Origin of the sequence: Arthrobacter sp. 3Tela_A, from assembly GCF_049311025.1 — a bacterium.
Lineage (GTDB): Bacteria > Actinomycetota > Actinomycetes > Actinomycetales > Micrococcaceae > Arthrobacter_B.
Window position 1 is genome coordinate 1 of record NZ_JAXIOM010000047.1, and the last position, 14692, is coordinate 14692.

The window sequence follows — 14692 nt, forward strand, 5'->3', positions numbered from 1 at the left end:
GGACAGCTGAGGCTGTCCGGCCACTCGTATGTCTGCAGTTGTTTGTTCGCGAAGCGGGGTCTTCGCGGGACGCTGTGGTTTACAGTCCGGCGTGGGTCAGGCGTCTGCCGGACCGGGAAGACGGAGTGCGTGCGTAAGACTCGGAAGCGGGTTCCGGCTGGCTGGCTGCCCGGGCAGAAACGGTTTCCGGCACAGTGTTCTGCTCGGCCGACTGCGGTGCAGCAGTTCCAGTGCCCGCGGAGGCAGCATCGTTGTTCATGTTTCTGAGGCTGCGGCGCTTGGCTACGTTGACGGAGATGAACCCTGCGAGGAGTCCTGCTGCGCCGATGGCTGCCCAGATCATGAGCCCCACGTTGTTAGTGAGATCGGCTAGTGAAAATGGCGACGACATACCTGTCAAAACTATCCCCCGGAAAATTCTCTATGTTGAGACCTAACTTTTCTTACCGGCGGCATCTGCCTGCCGATAAGGAGTTCATCGTAACAGTCAAAGTGTGACGCGCCCCAATCGAAAAATTGGCGTCACGGTGAGCTGTTCCGCTATGACGTTAGGCTGCAAAACCTAACGGAACCGCAATCCAGGCACAAGATCCCATCAAGCTTTTCACCCCGTCGTTCACCCAACTAGTTAGGTGTCCAAATGATGAAGGCGTGGAACTATCCATGACAGTTCCACGCCTTCACAAAATATGACGCAAGATTACGGGCGTCCCATTCCACGGTACGTCCAGCCGGCTTCCCGCCATGCTGCGGGGTCCAGTACATTCCGTCCATCAATGATGTTCTTTTCGGTCACCAGGGAAGAAACAGCTACGGGGTCAAGAGCTCGGTATTCCTTCCACTCGGTGAGAAGCACCAGTGCGTGGGCATCCTGGATGGCATGCTCAGTCACCGGCTCGTAACCCAATTCGGGGAAACGACCCTTGGCATTCTGCAGCGCTTCCGGGTCGGTCACCGTGACGGTCGCTCCCTGGAGCTGCATCTGGGCCGCTGCGCTCAGTGCGGGGGAGTCCCGCACGTCGTCGCTGTCCGGTTTGAAAGCGGCACCCAAAATGGTGACGCGCTTGCCAAGCAGTGAGCCGCCGCAGATTTCCCGCGTCATCTCCACCACGCGGGAGCGTCGGCGCATGTTGATGGCATCGACTTCGCGCAGGAACGTCAGTGCTTGGTCAGCCCCGAGCTCGCCGGCCCGTGCCATAAAGGCACGGATGTCCTTGGGCAGGCAGCCGCCGCCGAAGCCCACTCCGGCGTTCAGGAACTTGCGGCCAATCCGGTCGTCCAGGCCAATGGCGTCGGCAAGGGCGGTGACGTCTGCGCCGGCAGCGTCGCAGACCTCAGCCATGGCGTTGATGAAGCTGATCTTCGTGGCCAGGAAGGAGTTTGCTGCTGTCTTGACCAGTTCGGCGGTCGCGTAATCGACTACCTGCCGGGGCGTTCCGGTGGACAGGGGAGTGGCGTAGACCTCGTCGAGAGCCGCGACAGCGGCTTCGCTGGCTTCTCCGGATGGCACACCATACACGAACCGGTCGGGGGTCAGCGTGTCCGCGACGGCGTGGCCCTCGCGGAGGAACTCGGGGTTCCAAGCCAGGATCGCTCCGGGGGCAGTTTCTGCTAGTTCGTCGGCGAGACGGGCGGCTGTTCCAACGGGAACAGTGGACTTGCCGGCCACTACGTCTCCCGGCTGTACATAGGGTGTGAGAGCCGTGAAGGCCGCGTCGACGTAGCGCAAGTCAGCGGCGTATTCGCCTTTCTTCTGCGGCGTGCCAACACACAGGAAATGGACTTGGGCTCCGGCGGCGTCTTCCATATCGGTGCTGAAAGTCAGTCGCCCGCTTCGCAGGCTCTCGCTGAGGAGTTCGGGCAGACCGGGCTCAAAGAACGGCGCCGTGCCTGCGGACAGTTCTTTGATCTTGTTCTGATCAACATCAATGCCAACTACCTCATGGCCCAGTTTCGCCATGGAGGCGGCGTGTACGGCTCCCAAATAGCCGCAGCCAATGACAGATATGCGCATGTTTCCCTAAATCAATTTGTGATGGATGCAAAAAGATGCGGCCGGGCTATGTGCACCCGACCGCATCCTTGTTGTTGGTTGTTAGGCCCTCTTGCGGCGAGAGACCGCGATGGAAGCGGCGCCTGCGCCGAGCGCGAGGACGCCCGCTGCGCCCCAGAGAAGCATGGTGGAGTCTGCGCCGGTGTTGGCGAGGCCTTCGTTGCCTGCGCTGTTGCCGGCAGCGTTATTGCCCGCGCCTGCAGCTGCGCTGGCATCGACGGTAACGGTGGAAGTTACCGTACGGCCGGAGTCACGGCCTACTGCGGTGAGGGTGTAGGTGCCTTCTTCGCCCAGGGTCACGGGGGCGCTGAAGGTTCCGTCTGCCCCTGCAGTAGCTGTGAAGGCAGCAACACGCTGGTTGAGAATGATGAGACCGTTTACACCGGATCCAGCGACAACATTCGGGTCGTTGTTGTAGTCGACCGTGATGTCAACGATTTCGCCGGGGTTGAAGCCGGTACCGCTGAAAGTCACGGTTCCACCGGGAACAACTACGCCAGCGCTAACGGTTCCTGTTGCGTCTGCGGGTGGGGCCGGGTATGTGTTGGCGGTCGCCGCGCTGGCTCCAGCGAACGTAATTACTCCGGCGAGGGCCAGTGCGGATGCTGCTTTTTTCATATGAGACTCCCCATGCGATTGATATAAGTCGGTCGAACGCGTGATTGGTTACGTTCCCACCATGAACGTCTGAACCCAACCCAAATCCAAGATCCCCGCGTCTGCCTTCGAAACAGTCCTCTAAAGTGAGACATTCGACATGCGGGAAGCGGAAACACTCTTACGGTAACAGCAACTGGTGTAACGTCCAACTCTTTGTCGGTGCCAATTCTGCTCGCCCCAACTATTCGCACGCTGATGCAGCGGCGAACGGTCGGATAGCCTCGTCCATCGGAATGAGGGTCGGTGTAACTACCAGGTGCGGCTCCGATGACTGTATGACCCGTGTGAAATCAACTTCTAGTACGGCGGTCTGTCCAGGGGCAAGATTCACGGTTACAGTTCCGACCGGCCGTTTACCATGTAGACCAGAACCGATTGGTGTGCTTACGCCGTCCAATCTCGCGCTTTCAACTAGGGCCTGGCTAGGCCCGTAGAAGACATAATTTGTCTGGAAATCACCCGGGGCGACACCAAACTGTCCATTACCAGTTACGTACGACGGGAGACTTTCCGCTGCATCCTGCGGGGCAGTGTTAGCCAAGGACAATCTTACGGTGTATGTACTGTACCCGTCCCCAGAACAAGACTGCCGTAACTCCACAGTTCGACGAGCATAGTAATCCATTTTCGCGCCAGTGCCATCATTGTAGTAAACGCCGAATGAAGCTCCCCCTCCCGCCGCGCCCGTCACTTCCCCAGACAAAGCAGTGGAGGCGATGACCGCCTGTTCACTGCCTGTGTTTGACCAGAGGTATAAGCGCCGTTCGTCTGCACTCTTCGATAGCGCCTGGAGGAGCTCGCTGCTATCGTGCCCACCCTTCATAAACGCGGTAAATACCTCGTTTGCCACCGCCGCGAAATACGCGTCTTGGGCATCTGTGTCCTCAATCTCACGATATACATCGGATAGTAGCGTATCCACAACATTCTCACCGGTGAGCGAGTATGGGAGTTCTGTTCCATCAAGGATCTGGAGGACATCGGGGTCGCTCAGCTTCACAGGTCCTGTCACGTCAAGGAGGTATGAAAGAACCACGGGATCTAACGCAAGAACGCCGTCGATATATGTGCCCTCGTATCGTTCTTCCCACATGTTCTTAGCCGTAGCAGCTGCGGTGGGGAAGTCCGGAGTAAGGTTTACGTTTTGCATGTAACTGCCGAGGCGAGACGTAAACAGCTTAACCTGGACTGGGTCCACCTCCAGGGTTGGAACAAACCTCCCTAGGGCGCTTGCACTGCTCTGTGTACCGAGTTCTATCTCTCCTTTTTGTGCCGTAAGTATGGCCAACGCTCCTGGTATTCCCCCAGTAGCCCGCGTCTCAGCGCTATTCTGTACAAGAATCAAGAAATTACGGCTCTCTTCCGCGCCCAGCATGCTCGGCAGCAGCTTTGTAGCGGAGGCCGCCGCGTCTAGGACGCTGCTAAGTTCCCGAATCTCTTGGCGGGCTGAGAGTATGGGGCCAGCCACGGCGTCCAGCAGTGGCTCCACGTCTATGCGGTCGAGCCTGTCGGCAGAGAGAGCGAGAGAGTCAGCTGCGCTGCTGACTGTTGGAGCCGCATCCTCCAGCTGTGCCAGATTGATTTTCCCGTCCCGCGGAGCGAGATCATTCAAGTTTAGAGAGCCATAAACATGAACCAGTGGCATTGCGGCTCGCGTGGCCACGTCATCGACAGTTACAGTGACTTCAGCGACAGCACTGAAGTTGGGTCCAATGCCAGGAAGTGCTGACGCGAGCCTCCAAAGAGGGCCGTCCGTGGTCGTCTTAGCAGTCGAGATATCATGGCTGATCCTCTCCAAGACTGCTTCAGACTCTTCAACTTCCGATTCGGTGAGGTGTGCACGCACCTCAGGAACCGAATCCAAGGCCGTACTCAGATGCGCCTTGACGCTGTTAACTTGTTGAAAAAGGACTACGCCCGCCGTTGCCAAAGTGCCAACGATACTTACCAGAAGAAGAGTTAGCACCGCTCTCAACCGGACTATTCTTGTTTTCCTGAACCGTTTCGATCGATTCCTTTTGTTTTGCATAGTAAGCGCCTAACGTATAGATGAGGCAACAAGGAGCGCAGATTGCCTACACGGCCCCATCACTCTTCAGGACAGCACGGAATGTCCTAAGAAGAATGATAATGTCCTGCGTCAATGACCAATTCTCTACGTAATATAGGTCGAGCCGGATCGCTTCATCCCACGTGAGGTTTGACCTACCGCTTACCTGCCACAAACCGCTCATGCCAGGACTGACGTAAAGCCGTCGATGTGCTCCATCCGAGTACAGGGCCACCTCATGTGCCCTTTGAGGGCGTGGACCAACGAGACTCATGCTGCCTGCGACTACGTTCAGCAGCTGAGGCAACTCGTCGATCGAGAATTTGCGGAGGATCTTCCCAATAGGCGTGATACGTGGGTCATTATCAATCTTAGAGAGCGGAGCTCCATCGGTGCCTTGTTCTCGTAAGAGAGCGAGCAACTGCGAATCTGCGTTGACCGTCATTGATCGAAACTTGATCATATGGAAGGTTTTGCCGTGGATGCCAATTCTTTCTTGTCGATAGAATATGGGACCCGGACTAGTAATTTTAATTAGTGTCGCGGTGAGGACGAAAATGGGGCTGAGAATAAGTAGGAGCGCTACGGACGCTGCTACGTCAAACACCCTCTTCGTCAACCGATGGCCACCACTGAGTTTAGGGGTCGATACATGCACGAGTGGTAGGCCGGCCACAGGCTGCGTGTGGATGCGTGGGCCAGCAACATCGGTAAGGGCAGGCGCGAGGATGAGAGATACACGCAACTCCGCTAGTTTCCAACCCAGTCTCCGCAAATCTTGGGGCGATATCTGTGAACCCGCCGATATGGCCACAGTATCTGCCTCAGACTCCTCGACGGTTCGGACTATGGTCTGAAGGTCTACGCCTTCCCTGGTCATAAGAGTGCCGGTGGTGGAGGTGCCATTTCCAGCTTGATCACCCGCCACGCAGGCGGCAACGGGCTGGTATCCAGCGTCCGGCTGTCTCTTGAACGAACTTACGAGGTGCTTGACCGCATCGTCCCCGCCCACTACTACTACGCGGGCATTGCTGTTACCGACGTACCTGTCGTATCTCAACAAGCGCCTAACTGCCCATCTTCCCGTAAGTAGACTCAGGACCCCCACAGGTAGGGCTAGCCCTACGTAACCTCTAGCTATTTCGAACTGGAACGCGTAGGAAATGATAGCTATGGCCCCGAAGAGGGCGAAGGAACTAGTCAGGATCCTTTTATACTCTTCAATACCAGATCCGAGGATGGTCGTTTCTCGGGAACCCATAGCACCCAGCATCAACCACCAAAGGGCGGCAAGCAGCGTGGTAAATACTGCGTACGCCGTTGTCTCGCTCGATGTGCTGCTCAGTATCCCTGACTGGAAACGGATGATATAGGCGCCTACGGTTGCCCAGATGACGATGAGAGCATCTGTGATCACAAGGCGACGCTTGTAACGGTATTTCCAATCTGTCTTGGCGCCCATAGACGCTTTCCCCCATTTATGATTGTTTTTGCAGAATACGGACTTTCAGGACCGCCGGCGTTCAGGCTCACGGTTCGTGTGACCTTGACGGGACCGAGACTGTCCCGCTCCTACGCTCGAACTCTTCCGATTCCGCGGTGCCTTCCCTCGTTGCACGTCCGGGCCTGCGTCTGCATAGGAATAATATGAGTAGGCATAAGAGTCGGGGCCACGAGTGGGGAGTTTATTCATGACTGCGCCCAGGATGTTTGCCTCTACCATCGCGAGTGAGGACATGGCCTTGCTGAGGTCTTTAGAATTAACCACTTGGCTGCCTACGACAACGATGACTCCACCAACTTGCTGAGACAGTACTGCTGCATCCGTAACAGGCAGCAACGGCGGGGCATCGATGACGACCACGTCGAAAGCACCCTCTAGGTGCTCCAGGAGACGCTTCATTGCCAGAGATCCCAGCAATTCGCTCGGATTAGGGGGCAACTGACCAGTCGTCAGAACAAAGAGCTGGTCCGCCCCCCACGGCTGCAGGAGACTATCAACCTCGGCTTGGCCGGCGAGAGCGGTGGTCAGACCTGCGCTTCGTTCCAGGCCGAGGTATTGGTCAACACGAGGCCTTCGCAGGTCAGCGTCGATGAGTACGACTGACTGTCCGGATTGAGCCATAGCAATGGCGAGGTTTATCGCTGTTGTGGTCTTGCCCTCTGCAGGGATGGACGATGTCACCAGAAGGGTTCCGGATTCGTTTCCTACAGTCGCAAACTGCAGATTCGTGCGAATCTGCCTGAACGACTCTGCCCGAGTGCCACGAGGTTCTGCGCTAGTAAGAAGCGGATCAGCGGCAGCTGCGGAGTCGTATGCGATGCCACCAAGCAGAGGGATCTCTGCGACGGTCCGAAGATCGTCCTCTCCGCGGATTTTGGTGTCCAAGGACGCGCGAATAAGCGCACTGCCGAGGCCGACGATTAGGCCTGCGAACAAGCCAATAGTGAGGTTGAGAAGCGTGTTGGGCGACGAGGGCGACGGGGGCGCGATCGCCGGCGCGACAACCGACAGTTTTACGGGTGAAATCCCACCAGTTGAAGGACTCTCGAGGTCCTCCACAGTATCTATGAGGCTATCCGCTACAGCCTGGGCTATTGCCGCGCTTTCCGTGGGAGATTCGCTGGTCGCGGATATGGTGATGATAACGGTGTTGAGATCGGCATTGGCGTCGATCTGGGTGGCCAGTTCGGCCGGAGTCGTTGATAATCCAAGGGCATCGATGGCAGGCTGAAGCACAGCAGGCGTCCGGACCGTCTCCACGTAGGACTTCACTCGGGCCTGCGTGAATGTATTGCCTTGCTGGAGTTCTTGAATTGACCCCGAGCTGTGGGTGGCCACGAATAGCTTCGTAGTTGAGGTGTATTTGGTTGCAGAAACCAGGGTAATAAGCGCAGCCAGGAGAACGGAAAGTAGGGCAACAGCAACTACTAGGATCCAGTTTCGACGGAGGATGCGTACGTAGTCGCGAAGCTCCAAGGGTGAGACCTTTCTACCATGGTGAAGTGGCGTACAGCCGTGCACATGCTATCCCGTGTATTCCGTCGATCCCAATTGGGCAGATAACTCGACCCTAGATAGATCGGATAGGCTGTCTTCGATCCAAGCTTAGACAGACCGACAGCCGGAGTCATGGCAATAACATGATCGTCGACGTGACGGGGAATTATGCCCAGAGACAAGACACACAGGAATCAGAGGTAAATGTGGGCGGACTACTCGTTCATGAGTGGATAGCAAAACGGGGGGGCTCTGAACGGGTCTTGGAAGCCGCAGCAGAGGTGTTTGAGTCTGCGGACATCCAGTGCCTATGGAACGATGATCCGGCCGCCTATGGGTCCCGTACTGTCAAAGAATCATGGCTCGCTAGGAGCCCGCTCCGGAACCACAAGGCGCTTGCTCTACCTGCTATGCCATTCGTATGGCGCATGACGCCAAATGATGGTTACGACTGGATGTTCATAAGCACACACCTTTTTGCTCATCACGCCAGGTTGAGAGGCGCCGAACACGTTCCGAAGTTTGTCTACGCTCATACGCCGGCTCGGTACATTTGGACACCCGAGCTAGACGCCAGGGGCGACAGCCTCAGCGCGAGACTAGCCTCCGTGCCGTTGAAGAGTTTGGACAGACGCCGGGCACGAGAGGCAACATCGATTGCGGCAAACAGTGCTTTCGTAAGTGAGAGGATTGCCCGAACCTGGGGACTCGAATCGCGTGTTATTTATCCGCCTGTGGACACCAGTGAGTTGCAGGCAGTGGCTGATTGGTCCGCTCGTCTCGGAGCATCCGATGCAGCGCAAATGGAGAGCCTTCCCGACGCTTACGTACTGGGAGCGTCGAGGTTCATTCCATATAAGCGCCTGGATCTCGTCATAAGGGCAGGGGAAGCAGCTGGCATTCCCGTTGTACTCGCAGGATCCGGGCCTCTGCTCGCGGAGCTCAGAAACCAAGCATCAACTGCCAGCGTTCCAGTCACCATAATTGAAGATCCAAGTGATAGTTTAATTCGCTGTTTATTCCAAAAGGCCCTGGTATACGTGTTCCCGGCCGTGGAAGACTTTGGAATAATGCCCGTTGAATCGATGGCCTTAGGGACGCCTGTCGTAGCCAACGCGGTTGGGGGAGCTTCTGAGTCAGTGATCTCCGGACTTACAGGGAGCCTGTTGGAGGGCGAATCCAGTACACAGCTGGCTGTCGCGGTCGAAGCCGCAGCGAGACTGGATGAACTCGACTGCAAGGAGCGAGCGAAGGTCTTTTCCAAAGAGCGATTCCAAACTGAAATTTATGATTGGGTTGATCCAGAAAAGTTCAATTAGGACAGTACAGTGCATAAGAATCCGACACGCGGAAGAACCGTGGAAGACAACTCAAAGACGCCGTTAGTATTAGTTACCCACACCTCAGAGCCAGGTGGCGCGGAGTTAGCGTTGGCACGATACCTACGACTGTCCCAGCTGGATCTCCAGTTAGTGACGTTACAGAGCGGAGGATTGTGGGATAACATTCCGGATGCCGACGTGCATGTTGTAGAGCCATCCATGAGTCGCCGAATTCCCCGAGAGTTTCTAGACCTCGTGGCACTGAGAAAATTTCTGAGGACGCACAACCCACGTGTTCTGGTGGCAAATTCTATGCGGTCGGCGCTCTACTGTGCTTTGGTGAAACCTAGGAAGACGTTTTTGGTTTACTGGGTGCGCGACGGACTCAAAGACTCTGCGATGTCGTGGATAAACCGGACGGCCACTCGGTGGGTAACGCTACCGCGAACGGGGGCATGTCTCGCCAATTCGGAGTGGACGGCATCCACGATTCGTGACGTGCGCCCTTCTATGAATACTAGGGTAGTCCCAAGCCCATGTGGTATTCGACAGGGAGAAGTGCCTGCACCTCGACACGGTCTAACTCGCAAAGACCGTGTGGCCTTGCTGTATCTCGGTCGTCTCTCGCGATGGAAAGGTGTTCATCACGCCATCCACGCGACATCGAAATTGGTGGGGCTTAAAGATGGCAGGGACTATAAGCTGACGATCGCCGGCGCTGCCCTCTTCGATGAAAAAGACTACGAAACTGAACTGAAGTCCTTAGTCCAGGAGCTCGGTTTGGAGGACCATGTCAACTTTCTAGGACACGTAGCTGATGTACGACCGATACTAGATGAACACGACATGCTCATTCATGCCTCTACTGTGCCGGAACCGTTCGGTCAAGTCATCGTTCAGGCAATGGGCGCAGGCCTGTCCGTGGTTGCCACTCGAGGAGGAGGGCCTGGGGAAATCATAACCGACGGACAAGACGGCGTTCTGTACACACCAGGCGATCAAGATGACCTAGTGTCCACGATTCTGAAAGTTCTTGACCAAGATATGATCGCCCAACTTTCTGAACAGGCCATAGAAACTTCCAAAGAGTATACAGACGACAGGATTGTGGCAAGCCTGGATGCAACCCTGCAGTCCTATAGGCAGAATAGTGCCGATCCGGTCTGAGATTACAGAAAAAAGGACCATCAAGACACATGCACCCAGCACACAAAGTTCTAAAAACTCTCCCTTTGCCGCTACGAAGGCGCATCCATTACCTTAAGGCTCACCGTCGCTGGCCAAATCTAGACAAGCCTAGGTCCTTTAATGAGAAAGTCAATTGGCGAATCATAAATGATCGACGGGATGATATCGCCTGGACTTGTGACAAGCTTTCAATGAAGGAGTTTGCAGAACGTTCTACAAGCGGCGTCAAGGTCCCGCGCACGCTTTGGAGCGGTACGGACATTCAAGAACTTCGCGATTTCAATTTTCCTGATCGGTGGATTTTGAAGGCAAACCATCGGTCACAATGCGTGTACCTAGGTGTCGGCACACCAGATCTACAGGAACTAGGAGACGCTACACGCGGTTGGCTTGAGAATATGCAGGCCGATGTCTTGGGGGAGTGGGCGTATAGTCAAGCAGATCCATTGATTTTCCTTGAGGAGTGGATTGGTGACGAGAACGCGCCAAGCGACTACAAGTTCTTTGTGTTTGCGGGGCGCGTCGAAGTAATCCAGGTGGACGAGAACCGATTCAATGGTCATCAGATGCGGTTGTACGACCGTGATTGGAATAGTCTTGGAGTCGCAAAAGGCTTTTGGCAGGAATCAGCCGTGGCGCCTCGTCCAGAGAGCCTCGATCGGATGATTGCAGTAGCTGAGTCTCTAGGTGCAAAGTTCGACTTCATGCGTATCGACCTATTCGACACCCCCAAGGGTATATATTTTGGCGAAACAACCCCCTATCCAGGAGGCGGGCTTTCACCATTTGAACCCAGGTCTTTTGATTACGAGTTAGGTCAAAAATGGGTGCTGCCGTCTATTTGATGAGAGGACCTGTCAAGATCGGCCGCTTGCATTTCTATCGTTTTCGGTTTCAACAGTGAGCCATTTAAAGCGCGCAGCCGGCTTCGCACTGGTGCCGCTCCTGACAATGGTTTCAACGCTTTTGCTTCTTCCCGTCATCAGTTCTCACTTCGGCCCTGTCGGTTGGGCAACCGTTGGACTGGGACAGTCGCTGGGCGCATTTCTTAGTATCGTCGCCGGCCTGGCATGGCAGGTTGTGGGTGCTCAGCAGGTAGCCTCCAGCGACGCTATGATGAGAAAGGTGATCTACGCGGAGAGCCTGAAATCGCGATCTCTAGTTCTCCTGCTGTTGCTCCCGGTAACTGCTTGGCTGTGTTTATCTCTCGCTCCGGCTTTTGAATGGGAATGCGTCCTTTTCATGATAGCTACGAGTCTGAATTGTTTAAACGCGTCGTGGTTCTTTGCAGGGACTGGCAATGCTAAGTTTGTTATTCGCAATGAAGCTGGCGTCCGGCTAGCAGGTTACTTGGTGTCTCTTCCACTATTACTGCTAACGGGCTCACTGTGGTCATACGCTGTCGTCCTCTTTATCACAGGTGCAGTTATGGCAGGTGCTAACGCATGGACGATTCTAGGGGGTGATTTCGGCGCGGCTTGGGGACGCACGAGAAGCGCAGTATGCATCGTCAGAGAGCATTTAGGAGGTATGCTTTCCCGCGGCCTTGCCGCAGGACAGCAGCACCTCGGCGTAACTTTAGTGTCGGTCTTCCTGCCACAGGGACTTCCTGTCTTCACGGCTCTCGATAGTATGCAAAAAGCTGCCAATAATGCGACTTCGTTTTATCCGCAGGCCTTTGCTTGGTGGGTTGGGTCTGCGACGGAGGTGCGTGATCGAGCAAGGAGGATTAGGCGGATCACGTGGCTTACTTACGTGTTTGGGGTTCTGGTCTTCGGCGGCTGGGCTGTGGTCGGCCCAGTGGCCGTGCGCTGGTTGTACCAGAACGAAGTCGCTATAAGTCTCGACCTTCACATGTGGACCGCGGTCGGTATGGCGACGTTTACGGTCTCCAGGGCGTTGGGCCAACTTTGCCTGGTACCTCTCGGGAAGCAGTCCTTAGTCTACTTGGGCAGCATGGTATGTGCAGTTGCTTGGTTGCCCAGCTTCGTGTATTCAGTGTGGACATGGGGCGTTACGGGCGGTCTTGCGGCTACAGCCGTGGCCTACGGTCTACTGAGCATTTACTACTCAGCCGTGACGGTCTCCGCCTTGCGGAAAGTTCAGACGAAGCCTGAAAACGAGGTAGGTGACACGGATCGGTCGGTCTCACCGAGCAGGCGTGAGACGCGGTGATCGGTATTCTCGACAGTGTGCGTCTTTGCAAGTTTGGTGAATGCGAGTCGACCCGGAACAACGGGAAAGTCAGGGCTTTCTTTGATTCGTGCCTTTGGTGTACGGATACCACCAACCTGCGGTATCCGTGAGGGCGAACGAACCGGAATCGTTGCGTTCTCATGTGTCCTCCCGGTATCTCGAACCGAGGGCGGCTGAGGGGAGACCACCGGTGGAACGCAATACATCACGGTCGCAATTTTAGAACGCGCATTCCTCACGACGACATCCTGAGACCGTCTCGGCTCTGCACTAATATGGTCTTGGTCAGAAACGCCGAATTCTGGCAATATCTTGAGATCTTGAGTCGGTCTGCCAGGAACACCCGGACCGCGCCATGCGGACGTGCCCAAAGGTAGGACTTCGAATAAGATACGCATCATGACGAGCGCTTCAACTGTTGTCATTTATTGCTTCTGAAGACTGAACTCCTAATACAATAATATTTGCATATGCACAGCAGTCAGCAGGTCTCTATTCGCGCCTTCGATTTTCCTGGGGCGGGTAAATTGTGCGGCGCGTTCGCCCCCGGTCACTTATGTGCGGTTCATGAACTGCACTACCAAACACTAATCTTTGTGTACCAACATAGGATCAAAATTGAAACAGAAAATAGTATTCCTAGAGTGGATACGAGGGCTTGCTGCTGTAATGGTGGCCGTTACTCACCACCTAGCGGCGACAGTACCTGAGTTTAACCATTTCACTCGCAATTACATTGACTTTGGAAGGGTTGGTGTCGTTGCGTTTTTCTTGGTAAGCGGGTACGTAATTTCTCTCAGCCTACGAAACGGTGATGTGAGGTCGTTTCTGATCAAGCGGATGTTCCGCCTTTATCCAATATATATATTGGTTCTTACCTCGGCCTTGGTATTGAAGTTTAGGGATGCCGATTGGACTAATGGCGCGTGGATATTTGAAGTATTCACAAACTACACTATGCTCCAGGAACTCATAGGGTTTGTGGCGCTTCTAGGTCCGGCGTGGACCCTGAGTATAGAGTGGCTATTCTATATGCAGCAGATCTCTGCAAAGCTACTCAAGTTCTTGGAAAAGGCGTGGCGACTTGGTTACGTCTGGCTAGCCGTATTTGTACTGTGCAATATCGTAGAATCCCTGATGGGACGAGATCTTCCAGGTAGTGTTCCCATGTTGCTATCTGTATCCTGCTTGGGGCACGCAGCATTCATGGCGCATAACAGCCTAATCCCTAAGACTTCATTTGTACGACTTTGCGTAGCCAGCATCATAGTTGTACCCACTGCTTCTTACATTGGGTTGGATAAAGGAGGCGAATGGCCGGCGTTTGTTTACTCAACCTCATATCTAGCGGGTCTTCTGTTTTTCGCCTGCGCCTTTTATTTTCGCAACGCTAAAGGTCCCAAGTTCCTCCCTTGGCTCGGCTCAATCAGTTATTCCATGTACCTCCTCCCGCCCGTTGTTATGGGCATCATAAATGATGCTGTTGGTGATGCTCTATGGCTAGGTATTATTTTAGGTATCGTGTTTCTTCCTCTTTTTGCGTGGCTGGCCTATAGATTTATCGAAAGACCTTGCAACACTTTTGGTCATAATCTCGCAAAGAGATACAGTAAACCGCCTCGAGACGTAGTTCGTCTCGACGCGCGTCCCAGGCAGGCTCGAAGGTAAACGAGCACCAGGTGCTTGTTGTTCTGGTACAGGAATCGGAACCTTGTGAGCTGTAACTCGGCGTGATAGCGCCGTCAGTACTGGGCCACATCTTCGCATCCGCTGGCGCAGCGGTTCCTCATACGTGTTCAAAAATGTTGGGTGCGTACGGCTGATAGCATCTCAGCTTGAGGGTCTTCTACCTTGACGAGCGAAAGTCGGCTGGGACCTCCCCGGCCATGCCATTATTGAATCGTATACAAATCCAGGGACATGATGTCTTCGGACTTACTAGCGGGGAACGAAGTGGAGAGAACTGGGCGCCGGGAAGCTGGGCAACGGAATGTGTCGGCCAGCATAAGACACGGCCAGAGCGTACGTGGAGGGCGGACTCCGCTTCATGTCCTCGCTCCAATCGTTGTTTTAGCTGCCCTTACTCCTTGGCTTGTCGGAATCGACAACCCTGTAAACGCTGTTCTTCTCGGACTGCTCGCTTTAGTTTGCACCGTGGGAACCATACGTTCATATACGCGAGGAGCGCGTCTGGTCGGCCTCGTATTCTACCCGTTCATTTT

The 14692-nt window shown here is 54.9% G+C and carries 10 protein-coding genes; 4 read left to right on the forward strand and 6 right to left on the reverse strand.

Translation table 11 applies throughout. The annotated features are described in order from the left end of the window. Positions 1-79 precede the first annotated feature (79 nt). The 6 genes from TVC13_RS13325 to TVC13_RS13350 all read right to left on the reverse strand — a co-directional run bounded on the left by TVC13_RS13325 (position 80) and on the right by TVC13_RS13350 (position 7743). Complete coding sequence (locus tag TVC13_RS13325; protein WP_422401669.1) at positions 80-343, reverse strand: hypothetical protein; 264 nt, start codon at positions 341-343, stop codon at positions 80-82. A gap of 357 nt (positions 344-700) precedes the next feature. Beyond that, positions 701-2014: a UDP-glucose dehydrogenase family protein gene (locus TVC13_RS13330; RefSeq protein WP_422401670.1), complete on the reverse strand. Its 1314-nt coding sequence runs from the start codon at positions 2012-2014 to the stop codon at positions 701-703. Between the two features lie 81 nt (positions 2015-2095). Further along, positions 2096-2527: an LPXTG cell wall anchor domain-containing protein gene (locus tag TVC13_RS13335; RefSeq protein WP_422401671.1), complete on the reverse strand. Its 432-nt coding sequence runs from the start codon at positions 2525-2527 to the stop codon at positions 2096-2098. 367 nt (positions 2528-2894) lie between these two features. Beyond that, complete coding sequence (locus tag TVC13_RS13340; protein ID WP_422401672.1) at positions 2895-4643, reverse strand: DUF4012 domain-containing protein; 1749 nt, start codon at positions 4641-4643, stop codon at positions 2895-2897. A gap of 145 nt (positions 4644-4788) precedes the next feature. Beyond that, entirely contained in the window at positions 4789-6180 is a 1392-nt protein-coding gene (locus TVC13_RS13345; protein WP_422401673.1) for a sugar transferase, read from the reverse strand. 90 nt (positions 6181-6270) lie between these two features. Next, positions 6271-7743, reverse strand: coding sequence for a polysaccharide biosynthesis tyrosine autokinase (locus TVC13_RS13350; RefSeq protein WP_422401674.1), 1473 nt, complete (start codon positions 7741-7743; stop codon positions 6271-6273). Between the two features lie 164 nt (positions 7744-7907). Between TVC13_RS13350 and TVC13_RS13355 the strand changes: the two genes are divergently transcribed. From TVC13_RS13355 to TVC13_RS13370, 4 genes are all read left to right on the forward strand, one after another. After that, positions 7908-9083 (forward strand): glycosyltransferase, encoded by a 1176-nt coding sequence (locus TVC13_RS13355; RefSeq protein WP_422401675.1) that lies wholly within the window; start codon positions 7908-7910, stop codon positions 9081-9083. 39 nt (positions 9084-9122) lie between these two features. Continuing rightward, positions 9123-10253, forward strand: coding sequence for a glycosyltransferase family 4 protein (locus TVC13_RS13360; RefSeq protein ID WP_422401676.1), 1131 nt, complete (start codon positions 9123-9125; stop codon positions 10251-10253). A gap of 29 nt (positions 10254-10282) precedes the next feature. After that, the gene (locus TVC13_RS13365) at positions 10283-11119 is read left to right on the forward strand and encodes an ATP-grasp fold amidoligase family protein (RefSeq protein WP_422401677.1); all 837 of its coding nucleotides are present in this window, start codon (positions 10283-10285) and stop codon (positions 11117-11119) included. Between the two features lie 1969 nt (positions 11120-13088). Then, the gene (locus TVC13_RS13370; RefSeq protein WP_422401678.1) at positions 13089-14138 is read left to right on the forward strand and encodes an acyltransferase family protein; all 1050 of its coding nucleotides are present in this window, start codon (positions 13089-13091) and stop codon (positions 14136-14138) included. The last annotated feature ends 554 nt before the right edge of the window (positions 14139-14692 follow it).

Excerpts from the sequence above, each read along its gene's own strand:
- TVC13_RS13355 (WP_422401675.1), top strand. The coding sequence starts at position 7,908 with ATGATCGTCGACGTGACGGGGAATTATGCCCAGAGACAAGACACACAG.
- TVC13_RS13325 (WP_422401669.1), bottom strand. The coding sequence starts at position 343 with ATGATCTGGGCAGCCATCGGCGCAGCAGGACTCCTCGCAGGGTTCATC.
- TVC13_RS13365 (WP_422401677.1), top strand. The coding sequence starts at position 10,283 with ATGCACCCAGCACACAAAGTTCTAAAAACTCTCCCTTTGCCGCTACGA.
- TVC13_RS13330 (WP_422401670.1), bottom strand. The coding sequence starts at position 2,014 with ATGCGCATATCTGTCATTGGCTGCGGCTATTTGGGAGCCGTACACGCC.